Raw genomic sequence first — 25367 nt, 5'->3', positions numbered from 1 at the left:
GGCCCGCTCTCACTGAAGAGCAGGCCCTTTTTTTGTAGCTTGAATTGCCTTAGCGTTTAACGCCCAGATCAATCTGGGTCATGCGGCTACGTATGGTGAAAACCCCGTCTCCTGAGAGAATTGCACTGCGGGCGAACAGACGGCCACTCTCCCAGTTCGAAAGCCCCAGTTCCGGCTTGTTCAGTGCGTACTGGCCGTCGACCCAACGCGTGATCCCGTTACCCACGAATGGCGCGTTCACTGCGTTGTAAAAGCGCTCCTGGGTGTCGGCATCCTCACTGATCAACGACACGGTAAATTGCGGGCTGTAGCTATTGAACAAGGTGATCGCCTGATCCAGGTCATCAACGATTTTCAGGCTGACTTCCGGGGTTTCTTCCCACTCCCATTCGCGCCCAAGTTGATCCTCGGGCAAAGGCTCGGCCAGCGCTTCGGTGCGATAGCCGTCGGCGCGATACACCTCGACACTCGCCGTTTGCCAATCCGCCGGCAAGTACTGTTCGCTGCCTTCGACGATGTGCAATTTGCAGCCCTGGCCCCGGGCGGTACCGGCTTGTTGCAGGGCGTCGAGAAACGCCGGCACCAATTCAGTCGCCCGGTTGCGGTGAATCAGGCACACGTTCAGGGTGTTGCAGACTTTACGGTCGAGGGAGTTGCGCACCACGGCGGCGAAGCGCCCGGCGTCTGCGTCCTGGTGCGCGACCAGCCAGGCGCCTCCGGTACCGTGCAGACTGACGGCGGTGCCGGCCTGCTGGGCGATACTGCCCAGTTGACTGACCGCGCGCCCCGAACCCCGGGCCACGGCCAGGGACAGGCGCCGGTCAGCGAACATCGCCCAACCGGCGGCGTGATTGACACTTTCCACCAGTGACACGGCGCCTGCAGGCAAACCGGCATCGGCGAGCGCAGGGTTCAACGCATGGGTGACGATGGCCTGGGCGGTGCCCAAGGCATCACTGCCGATGCGCAGCACTGCAGTGTTACCGGTGCGCAGAACGCCAGCGGCGTCGGCGAACACATTCGGCCGGCCCTCGAACACGAAGGCGACGATGCCCAGGGGCGAGACGACTTGCTCGACTTTCCAGCCGTCATGCTCGACGCAGCTGATGACTTTGCCACGGCTTGCCGACGCATCGCGCCAGGCCTTGAGCCCGGAAATCATGTCGCGACGCATGGGTTCGTTGGCCAGCAGTCGCGTAGTGGAACGTCCCCGCGCCTTGGCCCGCTCGATATCCGCGAGGTTTGCCGCCTCAATCAGCGCCCAGGTCTCCTGGCTTTCCAGGCGTTGCGCAAAGCGATCAAAGAACTCGCTGATCGCCTGATCCGGCACAGCCGACATCGCCTTGAACGCCGCTTGCGCACGCTCGATCGCGACACCTGCCGCTTGCTGGTCAGCCACCGGAATCAACAGCAACTCACCACTGACCTGCGCCACCAGAAGGTGGTCACCGGGCCGAAAACGCTCGGCCAGTTCAGGGCTGACGACAGTGACACGATTCCCGGCAAAAGGAATGGGCGTGCCAGCGACTAGACGATCGAGCGCAAGAGACATGAAATGGTTTCACCATGCAATGGGCGGGCGCAAAAGGTACCGGAAAATCCGCAAAGCGTCATTCCCGGCGCAGGCAGACTCAGCCTCGACACGCTGTTGGCGGGCATTTTTTGGCGCCGCAACACGCATTGAAATGTTACCGTGGCAAGCTTCACACCCCTCACTCGCGTAGACAGGAGCCACCATGAGCGTAACCACCCAATGGATCGAGATCGATAGCGCCGACGGTAAATTCGGTGCGTACCTGGCGATTCCCCACACGCAAAAAGGCCCGGGGATCGTGCTGATCCAGGAGATCTTCGGCGTCAACGAGCACATTCGCTCGGTCGCCGAACAATATGCTGCCGACGGCTACCTGGTGATCGTCCCGGACCTGTTCTGGCGCAGCGGCCCGCGCATCGAGCTGACTTACGACGAAGCCGGCTGGAAACGCGCCGTTGAACTGATGAATGCCACGGACATCGACAAGGCCCAGGACGACATCAAGCTGGCCATTGCCGCGCTCAAGGACCAGCCTGGCCTGGATGGCGGCGTGGCCTCGATCGGTTACTGCTTCGGCGGCCTGCTTTCGTACCTGATTGCAGCCGACGGCCTGGTGGATGTGGCGATCGCCTACTACGGTGGCGGCATCCAGAATCAGCTGGACCGCGCGGATGACATCGGCGTGCCGCTGTTGCTGCACTTCGGCGAAGAGGACAGCCACATTCCACTGGAAGCCGTGGAGAAAATCGCCGAGCGGTTCGAGAACAACGAGTTTGTGGAAATTGTCGTCTATCCGCAGGCCGAACATGGTTTCAACTGCTCGCATCGCGCCAGCTACAACCAGCGCGCGGCGGCTGAGGCCCATGGCAATACCCTGATCTTCCTGGGTCAGGAACTGTAAGACAGCCACAAACGAAAAAGGCACCTGAGGAGGTGCCTTTTTTGTGGCCAGCGTCCTGGCCGGCAGGCAGCCCTACAACTGGTTTTCCACGGCCATTTTCACGAACCGGCTATCAAAGCGCAGCTTGATATTGTGCGGGTCGCCCAGGGTGGTGCCGTCGGCAAACTGCATGCCCACCGCGTCGGCACTGGTGGCGGCCTGTCCGAGCAGGCCCTTGGCAAAGGAGAAGGTACGGACCTTGTCCATGGTGTGGCGAATGGCAGCCGAACTGGCAAAGTCAAATGCACTGACGGGTGTGTAGAACAGCATGGTCTGGGTCAGTTGTTCTTCGTAACCCTTGAGGTCGGTGCCCGATCGCTCGGCCATCGAAGTGCGCGCCGCAACGGCCTGGGCGTTTTCGCCAGACATCATCTGCAGCGTTTCGAACCACGCCCCCACCAGCGCCTTGCCCAGTTCCGGATTAGCCGCCAGCGTCTCGGTGTTGACCGCCATCATGTCGATGATCTCGCCAGGGATCTCTCTGGAAGTGAACACCTGCACCGCCGTCGGCGATTGCTTCATCACCATGCTCAGTTGCGGATTCCACAACGCCGCTGCGGTGACACCCGAGGTGCCGAAAGACGCCACTGCGTCGGCATCGGAGGTGTTCATGATCTTGATGTCGCGCTGGGACAGGCCATGGATATCCAATGCGCGGGACATCAGGTAGTCGGAGACCGACAGCTCTACCAGATTGACCTGCTGACCCTTGATGTCGGCGAAGGTTTTGCCGTTTTTCAGGACGATCGCATCGTTGCCATTGGAGTAATCGCCGAGGATCAGGCCGGTGGTGTCGACGCCGTTGGCGCTCGGTATGGTCAGTGCGTCCATGTTGGTCATGCCGCAGGCGTCGAACGCACCGGCCGCGTACTGGTTGATGGACTCGATGTAGTCGTTGAGCTGCACCAGTTCGATCTTGATCCCGTATTTATTCGCCCACTTGTCGATGATCCCGTGCTCACTGGCATAACCCCAGGGCATCCAGCCGGAATAGATCGACCAGGCGACCTTGAAGTGCTGTTTTTTCTCGCCGGCAGACGCACCGAAAGTCAGGCAGGACAACGACAGCAACAGGACTGCAAAACGACTGAACACGCACGAGAATGCCTTCATGAAAACCTCACGGGTGATGAATGGGGAATGCGTCGATGTCAAACCAGCGATTGGGCGTAACGACTCAAGGTCGGTGCTTCGCGCTCGTACCACTGCACTGCGTCATCAGTGAATCCAGTGGCCTGGGCAAAACTCACCTGCGGTTCCAGGGTGTCGATCACGAACCGACGCTCGTGGGGCGTGCCATCGACCCACAGCGTCTGGATCAGATGTTTGCCGTCGCCCGCACACTCAAACCCGTCCAGCGCAATCAGCGCCTGGCCGAGCCGTGCGGCACGGGTCGAGAGGGTCACGCAGAAGCCGTCCTGCAAAGAACCTTGCGCCACCGAGGTTTCAAAGTTGAACGCCCGGCTCAACCAGTGGGGGTCATCAACGTGTTGCGTCAGCTGGTCGCGCAACGGCGTATTGCCTTCCAGCGCATGAGCGCGGCCCAGCACCAACGCAGCGTGTTCACCGCAGACGATCAAACCACCGCCGCGGTGATGCACTTCGCCGCTGTGCAAATCCTTTTCCTCCAGCAAACGCAGGCCGATCAGTGCTCCAGGCCGTGACGACTGCAGCCGCCAGTCCTCGACGTAAGCGCCACTGGGTGCGAACTCAATCATGCAATTGCCGACGCGCTTCAAAATGGCGGGTTCCGGCCAACGGTTGTGCAACTGCAAGGAAGTATCCGAGTGCCAGCTCAAGACCTCGCCCTCCCAGGCACACAAAGCTTCCCAGCCTTCGTAGTTGGCAAGCACCTGCAGCTCTTCGCGGCTGCACGCCGACAGCGGCTTGGCAGGCACCTGATGCACCGCCTGGGGCAGACGCAAATCGATGGTGAAGTTCCGACTCTGGAACCAGCACACCTCGGTTTGCACATCAGTCTGACCATCGGCGAAGCTGATCGCCCGACGCTTGAAGAACCCGAGCATCCAGTCTGGGACACCCTGCGCCGGCTGTTGTGGGTAGTCAGAGAGCAATTCGCACAGGTGCATATCAGACCTCCCCGACCATGGCAGCACGTCCGAAGGACGACAGGCCCCTGGCGTCTACGGGCAATTGCAGTTCGCCGGCCGCCACGCGCTGCTTGAGGTAGCGAAAGGTTTGCAGGGTTTGCGCATAAAGGTGGTCGCCACAGGAAACCGGCCCGTAACGACTCGGAACTGCAGGATCGACCAGCTGCGGGATGGGTTCGATGACGGTGTCGTAGTCGCAGGCGCAAAACATCGGGAACGAATAACGTTCCTGGGCCACCTTGCGCACCCGATGCGCGGTGGCGACGTAGGTGCCGTTGCTCAGCACTTCCATCATGTCGCCGATGTTGATGACAAACGCATCGTCCACCAGCGGCACATCAATCCACTGCCCTGCCCCGTTCAACACCTCAAGCCCAGGCGCCGTCGGCAACAGGATGGTGAAACACTCATAGTCGGTGTGTGCGCCGATCCCCGGACGATCCACCGGCGCATCGGGCGAGTACGGATAGTGGATCAAGCGCAATTGGCTGGGCGGGCTGGTGACACGCTGGCTGATGGCGTTTTCCGGCAGGCCCAGCGCCAGTGCGAAGCCGCGAAACAGCGTGAGACTGAGGCTGAACACGGCCTCGTAATAGGCTTTGATATCCTCCTTGAAATCTGGCAATCCCGGCCAGCGATTCGCTCCGAGCATGGGTCGGCGGCCTTGCGGCGACAGGTAGTCGAAGCCGACGTCGAACGCTTCCTTGTGGTCGATACTACCCTCGACAAACTGCTCCTCGCCTTCAGGGACATAGCCGCTGTGATTGCTCGACAGGCCAATGTAATCCTGCATCTTGCGCTCGAGCGGCTGGGCGAAGTACTGAACCGTGCGATGCTTCAAACGGTGGATGACCTGCGGATCGACGCCATGTCCGGTGACGTAGAGAAAACCCGCCTGTGAAGCCGCCGCTCCCAACGCGTTGGCAGCCTCGATACGCGCGCTTGCGCTGGCGGAAAAAAGCCCGCGAATATCCACGAGGGGCAAGGTCCTGAACGCTGAGTGCGGGGTGATTCGAGGCGTGGGCGCCATAAGTAACCTCCTGATGATTAGTCAAAATGTCACCTGGTCGTCCAGATATCGCGAAGCCCCTGGGGCCTCCGGGTCGTCCCGGAATGTGCACACCGCAAGGAGTGCCAGATGGGGATAGCAATGTGTGTGCCACGTCAGCCACGGCGCTGCCATGGATTGCTATCTTTCTGATTTTTGTGAGTTTAGCGTTGCTAAAGGGCAGCAACGCTGGCAAATGTCGAAAGCGTGAATGGCACCAGAATGGACGCGTGGACAGCAATTCTGTACTCCAAATGAGCAAAAAATCACTTCGCATCCCCACCACGCGGCTTGTAAAACCTGAACCTGCCGATATCTGCCGTCTTGAGGTATTTGCCTGCCCAAACCGGCCGCACGGTCTTGTCATGGAAGTACATTGCACCCGCCGTCCGGTCTTTGAGCGTCCCGTTCAACGCCTTGCGCGAGATCTCCTTGGCGATCGCATACTCGGTATCCTCCTTGACCTGATCCGGGCGCCCGTCGCACCACCAGGAAAACTGGCAGTTGCGGGCTTCGGAGCCCTGCTTGACCACCGCGCATACCGTGTCCGGAAAACCTTCGTGCCCCAGGCGATTCATCACCACGCTGGCGACGGCTTCCATTTCCCTGGTCTCGCGCCCCTTGGCCTCCCAATAGATGGAGCGCGCAAGGCAGGTGATCGCATCATCCAGCGGCGCCGAGCCGGCAGGATCAACCGCCTGCACCTCCGAGGTGGTAATCGCTTCGGCCTTGGGCACCGGGGCGTCGGCACCTTTCTCCGCCGCTTTATGTTCCAGGACCTCAGCCTTGTCCTCGGCTTTCTGCTGTTCAAGTTCCGTGGCCACGACCTGGCCGCCAATCAGGGATATTGCCAACCAGGTTGCAGTCCACATCAAGCGCATGATCGACCCTTCTGAAAAGAACCGGATTCGGCAGCACATGATCGACGCTGTTGGGCGTTGTATCGGCGGCCTGGCTTGATTGTAGTAGGCAGAATTCATTTCATCCGGCGGCCAATAAAACTGTTTCCAGGCGCAAAAAGGCATTGCGCAAGCGGGGGTGAAATCGCGCATCATGGGCGCAATCTGCCCAAGGGGATTTCCATGCGCTTCATTCCATCCGTTATTCGCCTCGCCGCGTTGTCGCTGGGCCTGTCATTTGCCGCCCAGGCGCTGGCGGCAGATGAGAAACAACTGATCGATTCGATCAACCTCTACCGCACCCAACCCCAGCGTTGCGCTGATCAGGTTTCGCCGGAACTGCCGCCACTCGCTGGTGATCCACGCCTGGCGTTGTCCGCCACCAACGTGCGCAATCTGCAGCAGGCGATGTCCAGCGCGGGTTACCCGATGGTCAATGTGCAGGCGATTACCCTGTCCGGCCCACGCGATGCGCAATCGGCCATGCAAGCCATTCGGGAAAGCTTTTGCCACGTGGTGCTCGACCCGCAGTTCGTCGACATTGGCGTCAGCCGCGACGAGCGCGACTGGCGCATCGTGCTGGCGCGCCCGCTGATGGCCGCACGCCTGGGCGACTCGCAGGCCGAAGGCCAGAAGGTCCTGACCTTGCTCAACAATGCCCGCAGCCAGGCCCGCCAATGCGGTACGCAGTCCTTCGCGGCCACTACGCCGCTGGCCTGGAACGCCAGCCTGGCGAGTGCCGCCGAGACTCACTCGCGGGCCATGGCCTATAACAATTTCTTCGACCACAAAGACCGCGATGGCCGCATGCCGGGTGACCGGGCAGAACTGGCCGGCTACATAGGCCAGCAGATCGGCGAAAACATTGCGGCCGGGCAAGACACCGTGGGCAAGGTCGTCGACGGCTGGATCGCCAGCCCCGGCCACTGCGCCAACCTGATGAACCCCGACTACAAGGAACTGGGCGCGGCCTATGCGGTAGACCCGAAAAGCGACGCGGGAATCTACTGGACGGCGATGTTCGGCACCCAGTAATCCCGGCAGGTATCAATTGCTTCGATCTTTCACATCATGAAGACGAATTTTTTATTTGTGTACGAGCTGTTCAAGATGGCTGCACTTTTCACAATTTAAGGAAGAAGCCTTCATGAACCTCAATTTTGCGTTTGCCTGCATGATCGTCGTGTCCTTCGCGATCGCGCTGGGCCATGGCTAAGTCAACAAGTTGTCGCAGCATTCTGGCAAACTCTCGCCGCGCCCCCTTTCAGAGCAGCCAGCAATGCTTTTTTCCCTTGTTTCGAACGGTACACCCCTGACCCCGGATCGACCTGATGCGACGATCCCCTGGTGGAGTTTTACCAAGACCGTGCTGGCGGCTGCCGCCCTGTCGCTGGTACGTGACGGCCTGATCGCGCTGGATCAGCCGCTGCCCGAAGGCCCCTATACCCTGCGCCAGCTGTTGCGTCACGAGGCCGGCCTGGCGGATTACAGCGAACTCGCCGATTACCATGAGGCGGTTGCTCGCGGAGACACGCCTTGGCCGGCGGATGAAATGCTGCAGCGTCTTGATGCAAGCCGCCTGCGTTATGCACCAGGTGAAGGCTGGCGGTACTCGAATGTGGGTTATCTGCAGGTGGCGCGGCTGATCGAGCGAGTGACGGGCCTGGGCCTGGATCAGGCACTGGCACAACAAGTGTTTGCCCCACTGGGCCTGTCGCGGGTGCGCCTTGCCAACTGCAAGGCCGATCTGCACGGCGTCAACATGGGTGCTGCCAGCAGTTATGGCCCGGGCTGGGTCTACCACGGCTTGCTGGTCGGTCCGCTGGTGGAAGCAGCCTTGTGCCTGGACCGCCTGTTCGCCGGCGACCTGCTGGCGCACTCCTTGCTCACTGAAATGCAGTCAGTGCGCACGCTTGGCGGTCCGATCCCTGGACGTCCATGGATCGCGCCAGCTTATGGGCTCGGCCTGATGCACGGTCCGGTCGAAGGCGGACGCATCCTCAGTGGGCATACCGGCGGCGGCCCGGGCAGTGTGGTGGCGGTTTATCGCAGTGTGTGTGCAGCCCAAATCACCACCTGCGCGGTATTTTCCGATGGCGCCGACGAAGGCGCCGTGGAGGCCGAAGCCGTCCGTCTGTTGAGCGAGCAGTGGGTTTAGGACTTAAGCGCCTGACACCTGCACATCACCCCGATAAAACCTGATGACATTGCGAGGGGCAATGGGATCCCCTGCGCACGCAAACACTACCAATCCGGTGAAACACGTCTATAACCAGTGTTCGCATGATTTGGGTCAGGGAACCCGGACGGGTCCCCCGATACATTGATCTCTTGCAAACGGTGGACAAGTGAGTGTCCGCCAGGAGATTTCCCCGTATGAAAATCTTGAAAATAGCGGCCAGTGATTCGGCGATTGATTGCTTCCAGACTTACCGGCAAGTGGTGTCGATCAGTCAAACCGACTACACCGACATTGCCGTCGCGGTGTTCTCGGTGGAGGACGTGATGGCCGGCGCCCTGGAATCGCTCCAGCGCACCGGCTTTGATATCCCGATTTTCCTCGCCACTTCCCCAGGTACCGGCAACCGCGCGCGCGATGTCTACAAGCATCTGGAAGACGTGCTGCTGCAGGTCAACGGCATCTTTGACCGTTCGCGAAACAACGCCGAATACCATGGGCACCAGCTTGAGACAGCGGCCAAGGCCTATGAAGAAAGCCTGCTGCCACCGTTTTTCGACTCGCTCAAACGCTACACCGAATCGGCCAACGTCACATTCGCGTGCCCGGGCCACCAGGGCGGGCAGTTCTTTCGCAAGCATCCGGCCGGTCGGCAGTTTTTCGACTTCTTTGGCGAGACCCTGTTTCGCGCCGACATGTGCAACGCCGACGTCAAACTGGGCGATCTGCTGATCCACGAAGGCCCGGCGCTGCTGGCGCAAAAACACGCGGCCAAGGTGTTCAACGCCGACAAAACCTACTTCGTACTCAACGGCACCTCCGCCTCGAACAAGGTGGTGACCAACGCTTTGCTAACCCCGGGCGACCTGGTGCTGTTCGACCGCAACAACCACAAGTCCAACCACCAGGGTGCGCTGATCCAGGCAGGCGCCACGCCGGTGTACCTGGAAACGGCACGCAACCCCTACGGCTTTATCGGCGGCATCGACGCCCACTGCTTCGAAGAGAGTTACCTGCGTGAGTTGATCGCCGAAGTGGCACCGGACAAGGCGCAGCAGCCGCGGCCGTTCCGCCTGGCGATCATCCAGCTGGGCACCTATGACGGCACTGTCTACAACGCGCGTCAGGTGGTGGATCGCATCGGCAAGTTGTGTGATTACATCCTGTTCGACTCGGCCTGGGTCGGCTACGAGCAGTTCATCCCGATGATGAAAGACTGCTCGCCGCTGCTGCTCGACCTGCACGAGGATGACCCGGGCATTTTCGTCACCCAGTCGGTACACAAGCAACAGGCCGGTTTCTCCCAGGCCTCGCAGGTGCACAAGAAAGATCGCCACATCAAGGGCCAGGCGCGCTACTGCAACCATGCGCAGCTGAACAATGCCTTTATGGCCCAGGCCTCGACCAGCCCGTTCTACCCGCTGTTCGCCTCGCTGGATGTGAATGCACGCATCCACGCCGGCCGCAGTGGCCTGAAGCTGTGGGATGACTGCGTGAAATTCGGCATCGACGCGCGCAAGTTGATTCTGGAAGCCTGCACCATGGTCCGTCCGTTCGTGCCCGCGACCATCGAGGGGCGTGCGTGGGAGGACTACCCCACTGAAGAAATCGCCAACGACCTGCGGTTTTTCGAGTTTCATCCCAAGGACCGCTGGCATGCTTTCCAGGGCTACGGCGAGAAGCAGTACTTCATCGACCCGTGCAAATTGTTGTTCACCACCCCGGGCATCGACCCGGTGGATGGCAGCTACACCGACTTCGGGATCCATGCCGGCATCCTCGCCAACTTCCTGCGTGAAAATGGCATCGTTCCGGAAAAGTGCGACCTGAACTCGATTCTGTTCCTGCTGACCCCGGCTGAAGACTGGGCGAAGATGACGCACCTCGCGGCACAGATCGCGCGCTTCGAACGCTTCGTCAACGACGACGCACCGATGAGCCGGGTCCTACCGGCCATTTATGCGCGGTACGAGGCGCGTTATCGCAACTACACGATCCGCCAGCTGTGCCAGGAAATGCACGACCTGTACCGCAGCCACAACGTGCAGCACTTGCAGAAGGCGATGTTCCGCAAGGAGCACTTCCCGAAAAAAGCCATGAACCCGCAAGCGGCGCAGTTTGAGTTCATCCGTGGCAACACCGAACTGGTGGCCCTGGCCGACGCCGATGGCCGGATCGCCGCCGAAGGTGCGCTGCCCTACCCGCCTGGCGTGCTGTGCGTGGTGCCCGGGGAAATCTGGGGCGGTGCGGTGCTCAAGTATTTCCTCGCGCTGGAAGAAGGCATCAATTCCCTTCCGGGCTTTACCCCGGAGCTTCAGGGGGTTTACTTGAAGGAGGTTGAGGGACGCATTCGCGCTTATGGGTACGTGATCAAGAACTGACGGTGGATGCCCAGGTCGCCGCTCAGTGGCTGGCGACCTGCCGATTAACAACGCCACCCCCTTGTAGCAGCTGAGTTCGCATCTTTTGGTCGGCGGTCTGGCCCTCTCTCTTGCAAGAGAGGGCCTGTTAAGGTCAGTCGTTGAGGATGTCGCGATCCTTGGTTTCCGGCAGGAAGAAAGTGCCCAGCACGGCCGTCATCACCGCGATGACGATCGGGTACCACAGGCCGTAGTAGATATCACCCGTAGCCGCGACCATGGCAAACGCCACCGTCGGCAGGAAACCACCGAACCAGCCGTTGCCGATGTGGTATGGCAGCGACATCGAGGTGTAGCGGATGCGCGTCGGGAACAGCTCCACCAGCCACGCGGCGATCGGGCCGTAGACCATGGTCACGTAGATCACCAGGATGGTCAGGAGCAGCAGCACCATCGGGTAGTTGGTCTTCGCCGGGTCAGCCTTTTCGGGGTAACCGGCCTCCTTGAGCGAAGCACTTAGGGTCGCGGTGAACGCGTCGTTGCGGGTCTTGAAGTCGGCCGCCGGCATGCCGGTGCCTTCGAAGCTGGTGATCACCTTCTCGCCGATGCGCACCTGCGCCACCGTGCCGGGCGCGGCCTTCTCGTTCTTGTAGGGGATAGCGCGCTTCGCCAGAAGGGTTTTCGCCAGGTCACAGGAACTGGTGAATTTGGCCTTGCCCACCGGGTCGAACTGGAACGAGCATTGCTCAGGGTCGGCTACCACCGTCACCGGGTTCTTTGCCTGAGCGGTGAACACGTCGGGGTTACCGTACTGGGTCAGCGCATGGAAGATCGGAAAGTAGGTCAGCGCCGCAAGAATGCAGCCGGCCATGATAATGCCCTTGCGGCCGATGCGGTCGGACAGGCTGCCGAAGATCACGAAGAACGGCGTACCGATCAGCAGTGAACCGGCGATCAGCAGGTTGGCCGTCTGCGGATCGATCTTCAGGGTCTGCAGCAGGAAAAACAGCGCGTAGAACTGCCCGGTGTACCAGACCACCGCCTGCCCCGCTGTGCCGCCCAGCAACGCCATGATGACAATCTTGAGGTTGTCCCAACGAGCGAAGGACTCGGTCAGCGGCGCCTTGGAAGTCTTGCCTTCAGCCTTCATTTTCAGGAACGCCGGCGACTCGCTGAGTTGCAAGCGGATGTATACCGAGATCACCAGCAACAGCAGCGACAGCAGGAACGGAATCCGCCAGCCCCAGGCCTCGAAGTCTTCGGTGCCAAGAATGGTGCGACAGGCGAGGATCACCAGCAGCGACAGGAACAACCCGAGGGTCGCCGTGGTTTGAATCCACGAGGTGAAGAAGCCGCGCCGGCCTTTCGGTGCATGCTCAGCCACGTAGGTCGCAGCGCCGCCGTACTCGCCACCGAGCGCCAGGCCTTGCAGCAGGCGCAGGGTGATCAGGATGATCGGTGCCGCTACCCCGATGGTCGCGTATCCCGGCAGGAAACCCACCACGGCGGTGGAAATACCCATGATCACAATGGTGATGAGAAAGGTGTGCTTGCGCCCGATCATGTCGCCCAACCGCCCGAACACGATGGCACCAAAGGGCCGTACGGCAAACCCCGCAGCAAACGCGAGCAGCGCGAAGATGAAGGCGGTGGTCTCGTTTACCCCGGCGAAAAAGTGCTTGGCGATAATCGCCGCGAGTGAGCCGTACAGGTAAAAGTCGTACCACTCGAATACCGTGCCCAGGGAGGACGCAAAGATGACCTTGCGTTCCTCCCTGGTGATGCCCTGTTTGGGCGAGCTGCCCGTGGTGGTGTCGTCGATTGCGGCCATGAGTGTTCTCCGTGCTTCTCTTGTTGTAGGCCGGAGTACCTCACTACCTTCGCCGCACCCAGGCCCTGGGGCTGATGTCATCGGATTACAGACTGCGTAACGCATGCGAACAGGCTGACGGCCTCGCATCGCTGCAAGGTTTCCTAAGCATAATCAGCTTCTCCCAGTTAGCCAGCCGACAGGGCGATTTACCTCACGCGGCTAGCCACAGGCGCCCATTTGCGGCACCAGGCTGATATCGACCCGGCGATTGGCCGCACGGCCGCTCTCGGTATCGTTGCTGGCGATCGGTTGGCTGGAGGCCAGACCCTGCACGGCAAAGCAGCTGTCGTGGATATCGCCCATCTGTTGCATCCAGCCGCGCACCGCAGTGGCACGGGCATGGGACAGCTGCAGGTTGTGCTCGGGGTTGCCGCTGGCATCGGTGTGCCCGGCAATCACGATCAGCCAGCCGGGCTGTGCCTTGATGTTAGTCAGAGTGTTGATCAGGAGCTTGGTCGAATCGGGCTTGAGCGCCGAGCTGCCGGCATCGAACAGCGACATGCTGTCCAGGCGCACGGGTGCGGGAATGGTCTGCTGGGGCTCGAATAGCTGGGTGAAGGCGTCACTGGTATCGCTGGTGTTGCGCCACCAGATCGTACCGATCAGGCCGATTAGCGCGGTCACGGCGCACAGACCGAAAGCCACCCTGCGTTTCGATGACTTTACTTCGGGCATGGGACTGACCGGCAAAATCACCACCGGCATCGCCAGTGCAGGCCGCACTCGCCGCGTTTCCAGCGGCAGCATCGCGCCTGTAAACGCGTCGCCCTGCAACCGCGGCATCATATTTTCGATCTGCTGACGCAACGCCTGCAGGGTGATCAGGGGGGTGTGAACCTGAAGGCTCAGGCGCTGATGTAAACGCTCCAACTCATGGCCAAGGTAAGCCAGCGCCGGCAGATTGCGCCCCTCCAGTTCCTGGCCGCGCAGCAACCACTGCAGCTGCGTAAACAGCCACCCCAGGATGTCCACGCGTGCCGACGACACCGGCGGCCACAAGGTCGGCCATTCGCAAATCAGCCCTTCGAGCAATTCGATGCCATGGGCGATACCGTCCAGGCCGTAGCGCTGACCCCGAGCCAGGGTGAAGGCAACTGCCGTCTGCAGGTCCGCCCCGTTCTGCTGGAACAGGGTCAGGCACAGCTGCTCCACCCGCGCCCAGTCCACATCCGGGCAAGCCGGGTGAGAGAGTTTGGCCAACTCATCGCGAATCGCGACAAACTCACCAAAGCCGCGGGGATCACCACCGACCCGCACGCGCATTTCAAACAACGCTGTCATCGCGCTTCCCTTCCGTTATGAGTACGACGATTTCGCCAACCAGCTCTGGCGCTTCAGATGGCGCACCAGGACATTGCCCTCCGGTGCCAGGGTCGTGCCGAAGCTCACCCGCTGACCACTTGCGAGTTGCAGGTCGAGGCCGTATTCCAGATGGCCGGGCAGCGTCTGCGGCAGTAGTTCGATACTTAGCGACTTAAGTCGCGGTTCATATTTTCTCAGGGTGGCCGCCATGGTCTTCATCAATTTATGGGACGAGGCAGGCAACCCCTGGAGAACCGTGCCCATGTCCGGCAGCCCGTAATCTGCCAGGTGGGCGAGCGTGCCGGCGCGGCTGTTGAGGATGCGCTGCACGTTGTCCAGCACCGACAGGGTGTATTGATCCTCCTCGGCGACCTGATGCAACTCCAGGTCGCCGTCGAAATTCTGCAGCAGCATTTCATACAGCGACGGATTGAGATCAGGCATCGGTCAATCCTCGGCCAATGGCTGCAAGGTCAAGCGGTTGTCGCCCAGATGAATGACCCGTGCGCGGTCCGGATCCAGCTCATCGCGCTTGAGGATCAGACGCCAGGTCTTGAGCTGGTTGTCCGGCTCGCGCAGCAAGGCGACCACTGCAACGACCTGCGCATCCTGGTCCAGCGGCATGCCCAGCAACGCACCCTCCCCCGGTTTTACCACCAGGGCTTTCTGCTCCAGCAGCGCGCTGCCCAGCAGCCTGTCGTCCTGGCTGAGCAATTCGTCATAGGCGGCCTTGTCCAGCGCCTTGCTGTCGCGCAGTTGGTACACCCGCACCAGCGTCGGTACCGACAGGGCGTTCATGTCGGCGCCGTCGGTATTCATCGCGGTACGGGCACTCAAATCCAGGTGCAGGGTTTTCACTTGCTTGTAGAAGATCGACCGCGCAGTGGCCGAGGTGCTGTCCGAGACGGACTGGGTGATGCCACAGCCGGTGAGCAGTGCGCCGAATGCGACCACCCGCAATGCATTAAAAACGGTAGGCGACATGCTGAATTTCTCTGTCCTGAGGATTTTCGGCCAGGCCCTGGTAGCGGCCCAGGTTAATGGTGATGCTCTCGTTCACAGCGTACTGTTCCAGCCCCAGCGCTGCGGTCATGCCGAGTAAGACCGGATCACTTCCCAGCACCGGCTGCGGCAAACTGCGTACCGGCAACGACAACTGCAGTTTTGCCGTGCAACGCCAGCCCAGGTACACCCGCAACAGCACCCGCAAATCGTTGTACAACTGACCACCGGGCAACCAGCCACGCGCCTCGTCCGGGTCTTCAGTGAAGAGAGCCAGGTGCAACTGGCTGTTGGCGTCGTGCCCGACGCTGCCCAGCGGTGCGCCCTGGGACAGGCGCACCGGACGCGCAACGGACAGGCTTGCCGGCTGCGCCAGGGCAACTTTCTGCGGCCAGTGCGGGGTTATCCGGCTACTGGTATGCGGCGCCAACAACTTCACCAGCGCACTCACGCCTTCGGCATTACGAGTGGGCAGGCGCATCACACTCAACAACGCAAGAAAGCGCGAGACTGGCGTGGCGATCTGCTTGGCGGTGCCTTCAATCCCCAGGCCGATCAAGCCCAGCAGGCATTGCGAGGTCGCGTCGGTGCCGCCGGCCTCGAACGTGGCCGGGTAGGAATACTTGCGCCAGATCCGGTAAAACTGGGTGAAGATCCGGTGGTTGAAGATGTCGAGAAACCCCTCCAGCGCCTCATGTCCCTCGCGACGCTGGGCAATGTCATCGAGGAATGCCGCCGGCATCGGCGAGTCCACACCGTACAGGCCCAGCAGGCGCGTGCGCACCGTGGCCGGGCGCAGCGGATGGTCTGCGTCAGTCTCGATCGACTTCAGCTCGCCGGCAGGAAAGCCCATACCGGGGTCAGGCCGAAAGCGCACCGGGTCATCCGCCGGGTGGGTGGTGCTGCCCAGTGGCGGGTGATCCGGCAACGCCTGTTCCAGCAGCTGGCAGAAGCGATACAGATTGGCCTCGGCCACCCGCCCCTGCAGCGCGTCCAGCAATCCACTGGCTTTCAGCCTGGAATACGCTGACTGTGTGTTTCGTTCCATCGCAGGCATTTCCCGGTAGGTTGAAGGATCAGCGTGAGCTGGTTGAACAGGTGGATATCGGCGTACAAACCAAAGAAGCGCTGGAGCATTTCGCCGAACAGGCAGATATCGCCCTCACCGCTGAAGCCGTTGGCGTCCAGGGTCACTTCGATGTCTACGCCGCGCAGCAGGAAGCCTTTTTCGAAGCGCTGGATCAGGTGGTGTTTTACCTCGACGATGGCCGCCAGGCGCCTGCGGTTGAGTTCGCTGCCGGTCCAGTCGTACAGCGCCAGGGTGCCGCGCAGGACTTCGGCGTTGTCGAGCATTGGCAGGAAGTTCGAGCCGAGATGGCTGAGGACCCGCCAGTGGAAACGGTCGCGGTTGGGCGGATAGCACGGCAGGGTCGGGGCGCACAGGTTGCGTACGCGCAGGCCTGTAGTGGAGGCGTTGGCCAGGGTGTCCAGTAATGTGCTTTGCAGGGCTTTGCGCGGGAGTTGGCCGTGGGTGCCGGTCAGTTTCAGGGACAGGCTGTTGTTTTTGCTCAACGCATCCTTGTCGAAGCCTTCGCCACCGAGGATCAGCCAGGTGTCATGCAGGCCGTTGGCTGCACGCTTGAGCCGCGCGTGGAAGTAGCGCTCGGGGGCGTCGTCTCGGAGCATGCCGCCCTTGTGGCGGAAGCTGCTGAAGGGTACGTATTCCAGCTTTCCGCCATCATTGGAAGCGCTGACCTCATCCACCGAATAGATTTCCGTATGACCGTCCTGCAACCGCATCGGGCGCAACAGGTATTCAGTCTGCAACGGCGACAGGACCAGCGGATCGGCTTCCAGCGTGTACAGATTGATGACCGGTACCGCATGCAGCCGGATGTGCTCGACGGTAAGATTAAACGTCCGTGGCCACGACTCGCGCAGCACCACTTCCAGTTCGAACCAGGTCGCTGTCGGCGTAAAGCTGACTTGTTCCAGACCGCACAGGTTCACGAACATGAATTTCTCGCGGAAGCTGAAGTACTCCAGCAGCAACTGATAACCACTGAAGGCGCTTTCACCTTTGGGCCAAAGCCGGTCCTCGTCGCCGAAACCCTTGGGTGAAAAATAGCCTTCGAATTGCCGGCGCTCCTCGCCTGCCTGGCGTATGTACATGGACTGAGCGTTCAACGTAAAGGCTTGATGCAGGGCGCTGGCCAATGGCGCATCAGCGCTCAGGTACAGCGGTATCCGGCTTAAGTCCATGTCGCTCCATGGGCTCAGTTCACCGCGGGCGAACCGCAGTCGCAATAACGAGCGGCCGTCCGGTTCATAGGCAAGACGCACAGACTCCAATGCGAGGGGCCGCAAAGTCAGGTCCTGAGTGGTGCTATAGCGGCAACGCGTGCCTTGGGGGCCAATAGGCTGCGACAGCACTTCGAAGCCTGCGGCAATCAACTTCTGTTCTTTGTGCTGCGTGAGATCCGGGACCAGCTCGACTATCGACAGCGATGGAATGGTTCGCAGGTAATGCGGCCACAACAGGCTGACCAGGCCTTCAGTGAGTTCCGGTAGATCATCGTCGAGCTTCTCGCGCAAGCGGCCCATCAGAAAGGCGAAGCCTTCGAACAGGCGCTCCACGTAAGGATCGGTCGCCCCGGGTTTGTCCAGGTTCAACTGCGCGGCACGCTCGGGAAAGGCTTCTGCAAACTCCTTGCCGGCCTCACGCAGGTAGCGCATCTCGGCATCGTAGTAATGCAGTGTCAGGTTGTCCTTGCTCATAATTAAAGTCCTGAGAATTGAATTCAGCCGCAGAGCACTGCGGCGCGTACCGGATCCAGGGCAACCAGCGCCGCCAGCAGCGACTCCATGCGTCGGCCAAGGGTGATTTTGTCGGCGTCGTTGCGTTGAGCTTTCAGGCGCAGCAGCTTGAGCAGGCGGGCCTTGACCTCGAAATTCAGCTCTGGCTCCCAGGTGTCCAGACCGTGGTGTTGCGCAGCGGCATCCAGCTCACCCAGCAGATGCACCGCGAGCTCGCTCTTGCTGTATTGCTCGGCCACTCGGGCCATCAGCAGCCGTAGCAGCCAGCGCTGGCGCGCGGTTTTAATGTCGGGGCGTGCGGCCAGCCAGGCCAGGGCCTGGTCCACCCCATTACTGTCAGCCTGCGCCAGCGCCTCGACCTCAAAAGACAGGATGTCGTTGTCTGTGCCCGTTGCGATGGCGGCAGGAGCAGGTAACCACTGCTGCGAGCGATTACCGCTGACATGCTGGATGATCCATTCCCGGGTGGTCTCATCGGCGAAGGGCGTTCCGTCGTTCCAGCACAGTACTTCCAGACCCGGCAGGCGCTCGAGGAACATGCCCAAATCGCGCTTGGTGATATCAGCCCAGTCGTCATGGGGCGCAGGCAGCTTGCTCAGCGCCTGGCAGGCGTACCACTGCAGATCCAGCCAGAAATGGTTGACGCCCTCGGTATACATTTGCTCCGCCTGAATGAGCAACTCGCTCCAGTCCTGTTGCAGATGCAGGCGCTTTAGCTGGGCGCGATACTCAGCCCTAGGGGGTGACAGGCGAGTCACTCCAGCGGCGTCCTGAGGCGGAGTCTGATGCAGGGTGTCCCAGCGCAGACTGCGGATCAGACGCTGGGCCGCCAGCCGTCCAAGCGGCTGCTCACGCAGGTATCCGGCCAGGATCCGACCACTGTCGAGAAGGTCGCGCCCGGATTTGATCGCCTGGGCAGTCGGCGCGGCCATCGGTGCATGGACGTCGTGGCGCGTGCTGTTTTGTGGAACCACCGCATCCACCCCGCCGGACTGCGCCAAACGTGCAGACAACGTGCTATACAGCGCGCCAAGGTCTGGACGCTGGTCCTGCGGCCAGGTATCAAGCCCGCGCTCCAGCCAGGCCAGCGCTGCCACCGTGCGCTCCGACTCCTCCTTCACCACTTCCGGGTACTGGGAAAGGCAATCCAGTACCTTGGCGCTGGTCAGCCACTCCAGCGCCAGCTTTCGGCTGATGGGCCGCGCGGGGAGGATGTCGCCGGCGAAACGTTCCACCAGCGCGGCGAGCAGACCGAGGCCGTCAGCCAGTCCACGTTCACCGTCCTTATGCAAGCGAGCCCACAGGTAATAGGTGGCGATTCGCAGGTCCTTGCAGCGCAGCGTGATCAGCTTTTCCCCCAGTTGCGCGACCTGCTCGACATCTGCGCCAGAGAGTTTGTTGACCTCTTCACGCATGCGCTGGAAGTCATCGTCGTAGCCTGGGTCTTCGCCGACGGGCGAGTCCGCTGTGACAGGTTGCAACCAGGCTTTCCAACGCTCAGCCTGCAGGTTGCCGAGGGCGACGGCATCACGTTCTCCCAGGCAGCGGGCGATCAAGGCTCGCAGACTCATAGGCTTTTCCTCTTTTGCACAGCTGGTTGCGGGTGATCGTTTTCACTCAGAAAAATCTGCGTCGGTAGTTTGAAATCCCGCAGCTTGAGCAACGCCAACGGTCCCATCCCCAGCTCAGTGCGCAGGTTCCAGGTCAAATCCAGGCCATCCGGGGCCCTGAGCTGCAGCCTGTGCAAACTGTCGCTGTCGTTGAGCGGCGTAACCCGCGCCTGCTCCAGCAAGCGGATCAGCCCCCAGGTGCCTTCGTAATCCCCGAACAGGCGTTGGTTGGCCACCACGCTGACCCAGCTCAACCGTGTCCCCGGATGGCTGGTGAACCCCGGCCAACTGAAGCGCTGCCAGCTTTCTTTCTGGTTGAAGTAATCGTGTTTTTCGCCGTTGAGCACGAAGATGGTCTGCACCACATCGCGCACGGGTTTACCCCGTAGTTCGAAGCTGATGCCCATGCCGCCATCGGTGTAGAGAACGTCGGCCAGGTGGCTGAGCTGATTGATCGAGGCGAGAAATTGTGGGTTGAAACGCAGACCCTGGCTGTGCCGTGGATCGGCGACCCAGCGGCTGCCCTCTTTGCGCAGCACGCCGCCCAGCTGTTGTTGCAGGAACTGTTCGATGCGCCCCGAGTCAGCGCGGATCATCTGGCCGAGCATCGGCAGAGACGAATCGCTGGCAGTGGCGGCGAAGGGATAACGGCCGGCGAAAGCGGCATGCCAGTCAGTGACGATCGCGCGTTGCCACTGCTGGTTGAGGCTCGCCGCCGACGGTTGCAGCACCCGTTGCCAGGCTTGCTCCAGCGGTTGCACAAACAGCGTCTCACCTACCCTGCCCCATTCCGCCCCGAGGCTGGCGGCGACCAGGCTGCCGTAGGATTGGGTGTCGGTGAGGTCGACGTTCTGGCCCTGAAACACGGTTTGCGCCAGGGCTTGGGTCATGGCCTGCGGGTCGGGGGCGGTGCTGACTTGCTGCAGCTTCAGGCGCACGCGGGTCACGCGGTTGAGGAAGGCATGCAGGTTCAGGCGGTCACCCTGGTTTTCTTCCTTTCCAAGCAGAGCGAGCAGCGGGCCGAAAGTCGCGTCGAGGGGGCTGGTGCTAAATGGAGCCTGTTGATCGATCACCGGGATCTGATCCTGATTCATCAACTTCTGCGCGGACTTCACCAGCGATTCGGCCAAGGCCGGTCCTCGCATACCCGCCTGGCCTTGATAGGACAGCGTATTCATCAAGGCAATCAGCGGCGACTGGCGTACATCACTCATCAACGTCAGCTGATCGATCACCGCACCCAGACTGTCGACGTTCTGCCAGCGCAGGCTGTTGAGGAAATCCAGCCAGGCGCGGGCGTAGTCCTGGAAGTAACGCTCGGTCAGGCGTTGTTTGAGCACGTCCGGGGTCAGCTCGGCGGCGAGGTCTTTGGGGTGGTCGCTGAGGACCCAGTCGATCTCCTCGCGACGGGCCTCGGCAATGGCGTCGATGGCTTGGCGTACCTGGCCTTCCCAGGCCTGGCGGGTGAACACGCCGGGGACGCTTTTCCGAGTGCTGAACAAGGTTTGGGCATCGGTGTCGTTGACCATCTGGTTCAACGTCAGGTCGGGGTAATGGTTGGCCACGCCGTCAAGGACTTTTTGGTACTGGGTGGTCTCCGCATTGCGCTGGCCCATCTGTCCGAGCAATACGCGGCGGGCCTGGGCGACCAGGGTTTGATCGGCTTCGATGCGCCAGTCGGGATGCGTGGGTAATTGCTCGGCGTAGAACTTCCATAAGGTGGGTGACAATGCAAACCACAACCCCGGGGACATGCCTTCGCGCTCGGGTTGGGCGTTGATCAGGGTCTTGCTCAGGAAGGCCGCGTCGGCTTTGTCTGGGCGCGCCATCATCAGGTAGGCCTTGAGTTGGTCGTAGGCCTCACCGGCCCGTTTGCCACGCTCGGGGCTGTCGGGGGGCAGCTTGATCAGGGCGTTGAGTTTGGCTTGAAGGTTGGCTGCGGCAGGGTCTCGTAGCAGGCGGTTGTTGGCCTCGACGTAGATGGGCCAGACTACGTCGGAGAGGTTTTGATTCTGGTTGAGGCCGAAGCGTTGGTGCCATGGCGAACCGTGTTCGGCGCGGTAATCCAGGCGCGATAATTCACGCACCAGTTGATCGAGGGCCTGCAGTTGGGCGTCGCCTTCAGCGGATTGACTTAACGCTGCCAGGGAGGTTTGCACCTGGGCGATCTGGGTGCGGTTGCTGAGGTAGGACAGCCCCAAACCGGCAATCCACACCAGCGCCACGCACACGGCGATTTTGGCACCCATCTGGATCGGGTGCCGACTCAAGCGACGATTGTAAAAGGCCCTGTCGTCGAGCACGCCCTGCCAAGCCGGGTCAACGGGCCAAAGGTGATTGTCGTAATCTTTGTGCACTGGCAACGGCAGGCTGAACCACAACCCGCGTAACGGCACTCCCCGTCCGAACTCGCCAAACAACGGCAGCAGCGCCTGCCGCCAGCGGGCAATGCCCTCGACTTGCAGGTCGCGGGACAGGCGCAGCATGAAGTCGTGTTTCATATCCGTTTGCAACTGCACCCAGCCGCTGTCGTGCAGGGGTTTGATCAGTTGCTCAAGGCTGGTTTCCAGTTCCAACGCGGTGGCGTTAGCAGGCAACAGGCAGCCGACCGGTTGCGATGGACGTTGAGGCTGGGGCCACTGGCTGTCGCAGACTTGCCAGAGGTACAGGGGCAGTTGCCATTTCAATAGGCGGGCCAGCTTTTGCAGATGGCGTGCGCCGGTGCCCATGGCGGCACTGTCGCTGGTTTGCTCTTTGCTGAGGGCCCAGATCACACCATCGAGCGCGCGCCACCGGCTCAGGCAGCGGTATTGTTTGAGCTGGGCTTCGACTGGTTTGACCGAGATGCTGCCGCCCCAAATCAGAACGGTGTCCTCGCCTTCCAACCAATGGTTGGCGGCAAGGCCGGGGGCGATGGCCTGGACCTGCTCAGGTTCGCCGACAACAAGCAAAAGACGGATTTTGTAGCGCCAGAAATCACCATGGCGGTTTCGCAGTTCTGTACGAAGTGCGGCGAGATTAAATTCAGGCTTGGCAGGCGGCGATAACGCCTTGTCCTGATCCGGGTAAACCCTGTTCGCCTTCTCCTGCTCACGATGACTCAGTTGCCGCAAATAAGTCAGCAAGCGAGGCCCGAAAGCAAGCATTGCCGCGATGGAGATCACCAGCAACGAAGCCAGCACCTGCTGATGGTCTTCGACCAGCCCTATACGATCGCCATAGGTGCTCATTGCCCATCCCAGTGCAGCTGACAAAGCGACGATCCACGCCGCCGCCCCACCTCGGCGCCACATGTTATTTGAAGGTTTCATGCCAATTCCCTGCTGGTGATGGTGCTGATCCAGTGCTGCGATTGATCGTGTGCCAACATCAGCAATGGCCGCTGTTGGTGCCGCGCTATGTCTACGCCAAGCGCAGCCACCAGCCAGTGACTGAAGGGTCCTGACACGCCACTGAAGCTCTCTTGAACCCACTGTTTTTCAATTGGCAGGGAAGTGCCACGAGCGCTACCGACGATAGCGATCTGGCCCAGCGCGGGTCGCCAGTCCGCACTGTCTGCCAGCACGGCTGTCGCCTCACGGGCGCAGGTTTGGGATTGCAGGAACAGCGGCAGCTCGGTCTCGAGCGCGGTGATATCCAACGGCATCGGTCGCAGCAGTTTTCCGTGAACCGGCAGCCCCCACGCATCGGCCAATTTATCCGGGCACAGAAGTAACGCCGCCAGCCCGTCGGAATAGGCACTCTCGCCGCTCACTTGCACGACGAGGATCAACTCGAACTCGGCGCTGGCTGTCTTCAGTTTTTCGTCGACCCACTGACAGGGCAATTCAGAGGTCACGTTGACAGTGGCGCATGGCGGTTGACCCGTTGCAGTGGTCCAGAGCGTTTGCCAGGCATCACGCAATTGCTCGGGTTTATCCGTAGCAACATCACTGAGCAGAGTGACCCGCAACGTCTGCTCTTTAGGCAAGGTCACCAGCACGGCCGCCATTGCCTGCACTAACAACTGCAGCCCGGCCTGTGCGCGATCGCCCTGCGCCGGTAATGCCGCAATTCGTCGAGCCTGTCCGTCACGCGGCGGCAAAATAAGAGCAGTCTGAATCAGCGTGCTGGCGGACACCTGGTCCGGTAAAACCACACAGCTGGCGTGTACGGCCAGATGGCGTTGCGCCCAGTCTTGCCAGGACTGCTGCACGTTTCGCGCCTCTTCGTTGAGGAACTCGTGACGCTCAAGCGCGTTGCCATAGGCGTAGGCACGAGCACTGAAGATCAACACCCAGGCAAGCAAAGGCGCAGCAGCCAAAATCCAGATATTGAATACCTGCATTTGCGGCGCCCGGTTGGAGGCATAAACAAAAAACAGTAGTGCGCCGACCGCAATTGCCACGCCCGCCGCTAATGCCCAACGAGCTATGAAAAGGGGCGCGGGAGCTTGCACCTCTTCGGCAGTAAGCCGATCCCATGCCATGGCTTAGCCCACCCTGTAAGGGTAAGTGGTGGACGAGCCAGATAGCACCGGCCAGGCACGGGAAATTTTATCGACTAATAAATCAATTGCCTTGAACATAAATATCGGACTCCATCATCTCCGCACCGAAGATGTGCATTTGTTTAATATTTAGTTAGTTTCGAAATGCTTCACCACAAACGCTCGGGAAACTCGACCTTTGTTAAAGGGAGGGCACTGTCTGGTATCGGACGTGTAAGTCCTTTAAGCCCGCTCTTCCCTTCAAACTTCTCGCCGTTCTTGCCGAAAAGTCGATAAGCGAAGGAAGTCAATTCATTCCCCCACTCATCTGCCACTGCATAGCGCCCATATCCGGGCATCTCCTTTTCAGGCAGAAGTTCGGGAAGCAACTGCGGACGGCGGTCCGGACAGCGAGAGTAGTACCTCGGTGAAAAACAATACGAATCGCGGCCCGTTCGGATAGTTTGTAGCTTATAGTAATCAGGCCGCGCTTGACTCTCGGCCACTACACTGCCATCGGGGTATGTAAACTTTATAAAATCTCCAACCTTGTGTACTTTCGGTGCTTGAGAGGTGACTAAATATTCAGAATGCAACACGGGTTTAAAATAGATTTTTCTCGCGTTCAATGCTCGATACATTAAATAGATGTGCCCTCTGCCGGCAAGGCTAACGCGCTTCCTGTATCCACCCAGGAAGCTCTCGTGAACCCAAGGGAAATAATCCCTTTTGATTACAACATCACCATCAACCTTGAAGTCCGCGCCTCCTTGTGGAGAATTGTTGTGGTCGAACATCACTACAACACCCCCACCCGCCCCATATTTTACAGACTCACCAAAGCTTGTCGGGGTGGCATACGCGACACCAAATGTCACATTTGCCAAATGCCATTTACAGGCTCCACCGCCATCCTTAGGCACGTCGGCCACATATAGGTCAGTGTTTCCTTGACGTTGCAGTCGCAAATCGATGCCATGATACCCATCTAATTCAACTCGCTGCCCGCTAGCCCCATGAGTTATGCGCTTGCAAGTAGCTGAGCGATACATCACTTCAAGAGTTTCTACCTCTAAATCCTTAGGCACCTTCACAGTGATATTGATTTTCTCGCTATCTGGAGGGGGCGAAAGGCTTCTGTCCCTCGGGCTGGCACACCCGATCAAGCTGAAAAACATACAAATAAACGTAATTTTAATTTTTAAAGTCATAGATGTTTCCTCC

Annotated in this window: 19 protein-coding genes; 4 read left to right on the top strand and 15 right to left on the bottom strand. The window is 60.4% G+C overall.

Going from position 1 to position 25367, the window contains the following annotated elements:
- Positions 1-49 precede the first annotated feature (49 nt).
- Positions 50-1552 (bottom strand): aldehyde dehydrogenase family protein, encoded by a 1503-nt coding sequence (locus ACYZTK_RS00405; RefSeq protein WP_462012616.1) that lies wholly within the window; start codon positions 1550-1552, stop codon positions 50-52.
- Between the two features lie 184 nt (positions 1553-1736).
- Between ACYZTK_RS00405 and ACYZTK_RS00400 the strand changes: the two genes are divergently transcribed.
- The gene (locus ACYZTK_RS00400; protein WP_462012615.1) at positions 1737-2435 is read left to right on the top strand and encodes a dienelactone hydrolase family protein; all 699 of its coding nucleotides are present in this window, start codon (positions 1737-1739) and stop codon (positions 2433-2435) included.
- A gap of 72 nt (positions 2436-2507) precedes the next feature.
- Here the strand turns inward: ACYZTK_RS00400 and ACYZTK_RS00395 are convergent, their stop codons facing one another.
- The 4 genes from ACYZTK_RS00395 to ACYZTK_RS00380 form a co-directional block, all read right to left on the bottom strand.
- The gene (locus ACYZTK_RS00395; protein WP_462012614.1) at positions 2508-3587 is read right to left on the bottom strand and encodes a putative urea ABC transporter substrate-binding protein; all 1080 of its coding nucleotides are present in this window, start codon (positions 3585-3587) and stop codon (positions 2508-2510) included.
- A gap of 38 nt (positions 3588-3625) precedes the next feature.
- Positions 3626-4564 (bottom strand): hypothetical protein, encoded by a 939-nt coding sequence (locus tag ACYZTK_RS00390; protein ID WP_462012613.1) that lies wholly within the window; start codon positions 4562-4564, stop codon positions 3626-3628.
- 1 nt (position 4565) lies between these two features.
- Positions 4566-5615 (bottom strand): isopenicillin N synthase family dioxygenase, encoded by a 1050-nt coding sequence (locus ACYZTK_RS00385; RefSeq protein WP_462012612.1) that lies wholly within the window; start codon positions 5613-5615, stop codon positions 4566-4568.
- A 284-nt stretch (positions 5616-5899) separates the two neighbouring features.
- A complete protein-coding gene (locus tag ACYZTK_RS00380) occupies positions 5900-6514 on the bottom strand; it encodes a cell wall hydrolase (RefSeq protein ID WP_462014985.1) in 615 nt (204 codons plus the stop codon).
- A 201-nt stretch (positions 6515-6715) separates the two neighbouring features.
- Between ACYZTK_RS00380 and ACYZTK_RS00375 the strand changes: the two genes are divergently transcribed.
- The 3 genes from ACYZTK_RS00375 (at position 6716) to speF (ending at position 11092) form a co-directional block, all read left to right on the top strand.
- Positions 6716-7567, top strand: coding sequence for a CAP domain-containing protein (locus ACYZTK_RS00375; RefSeq protein ID WP_462012611.1), 852 nt, complete (start codon positions 6716-6718; stop codon positions 7565-7567).
- A gap of 244 nt (positions 7568-7811) precedes the next feature.
- The gene (locus tag ACYZTK_RS00370) at positions 7812-8690 is read left to right on the top strand and encodes a serine hydrolase domain-containing protein (RefSeq protein WP_462012610.1); all 879 of its coding nucleotides are present in this window, start codon (positions 7812-7814) and stop codon (positions 8688-8690) included.
- A 218-nt stretch (positions 8691-8908) separates the two neighbouring features.
- Positions 8909-11092 (top strand): ornithine decarboxylase SpeF, encoded by a 2184-nt coding sequence (gene speF / locus ACYZTK_RS00365; protein WP_462012609.1) that lies wholly within the window; start codon positions 8909-8911, stop codon positions 11090-11092.
- 133 nt (positions 11093-11225) lie between these two features.
- On the opposite strand, the gene ACYZTK_RS00360 is transcribed toward speF, so the two are convergent.
- The 10 genes from ACYZTK_RS00360 to ACYZTK_RS00315 form a co-directional block, all read right to left on the bottom strand.
- A complete protein-coding gene (locus ACYZTK_RS00360) occupies positions 11226-12902 on the bottom strand; it encodes an MFS transporter (RefSeq protein WP_462012608.1) in 1677 nt (558 codons plus the stop codon).
- 201 nt (positions 12903-13103) lie between these two features.
- Positions 13104-14225: an OmpA family protein gene (locus ACYZTK_RS00355; protein WP_462012607.1), complete on the bottom strand. Its 1122-nt coding sequence runs from the start codon at positions 14223-14225 to the stop codon at positions 13104-13106.
- A gap of 15 nt (positions 14226-14240) precedes the next feature.
- Positions 14241-14690, bottom strand: a complete 450-nt coding sequence (tssE, locus tag ACYZTK_RS00350; protein WP_462012606.1) for a type VI secretion system baseplate subunit TssE — start codon at positions 14688-14690, stop codon at positions 14241-14243.
- Between the two features lie 3 nt (positions 14691-14693).
- The gene (gene tssJ, locus ACYZTK_RS00345; RefSeq protein ID WP_462012605.1) at positions 14694-15230 is read right to left on the bottom strand and encodes a type VI secretion system lipoprotein TssJ; all 537 of its coding nucleotides are present in this window, start codon (positions 15228-15230) and stop codon (positions 14694-14696) included.
- The gene (tssG, locus tag ACYZTK_RS00340) at positions 15211-16296 is read right to left on the bottom strand and encodes a type VI secretion system baseplate subunit TssG (RefSeq protein ID WP_462012604.1); all 1086 of its coding nucleotides are present in this window, start codon (positions 16294-16296) and stop codon (positions 15211-15213) included. The genes tssJ and tssG overlap by 20 nt, the downstream gene beginning before the upstream one ends.
- Entirely contained in the window at positions 16260-18026 is a 1767-nt protein-coding gene (tssF, locus tag ACYZTK_RS00335; protein WP_462012603.1) for a type VI secretion system baseplate subunit TssF, read from the bottom strand. Before tssF ends, tssG begins: the two co-directional genes overlap by 37 nt.
- A 23-nt stretch (positions 18027-18049) precedes the next feature.
- Complete coding sequence (gene tssA, locus ACYZTK_RS00330; protein WP_462012602.1) at positions 18050-19636, bottom strand: type VI secretion system protein TssA; 1587 nt, start codon at positions 19634-19636, stop codon at positions 18050-18052.
- Positions 19633-22986: an ImcF-related family protein gene (locus tag ACYZTK_RS00325; RefSeq protein WP_462012601.1), complete on the bottom strand. Its 3354-nt coding sequence runs from the start codon at positions 22984-22986 to the stop codon at positions 19633-19635. The genes tssA and ACYZTK_RS00325 overlap by 4 nt, the downstream gene beginning before the upstream one ends.
- Complete coding sequence (locus ACYZTK_RS00320; RefSeq protein WP_462012600.1) at positions 22983-24143, bottom strand: hypothetical protein; 1161 nt, start codon at positions 24141-24143, stop codon at positions 22983-22985. The genes ACYZTK_RS00325 and ACYZTK_RS00320 overlap by 4 nt, the downstream gene beginning before the upstream one ends.
- A gap of 170 nt (positions 24144-24313) precedes the next feature.
- Positions 24314-25354 (bottom strand): hypothetical protein, encoded by a 1041-nt coding sequence (locus ACYZTK_RS00315; RefSeq protein WP_462012599.1) that lies wholly within the window; start codon positions 25352-25354, stop codon positions 24314-24316.
- Positions 25355-25367 lie beyond the last annotated feature (13 nt).

Source organism: Pseudomonas sp. LB3P31, assembly GCF_054897945.1.
The sequence above is the reverse complement of the archived record's forward strand: the minus strand, read 5'-3'. Positions and strand labels throughout refer to the sequence as shown.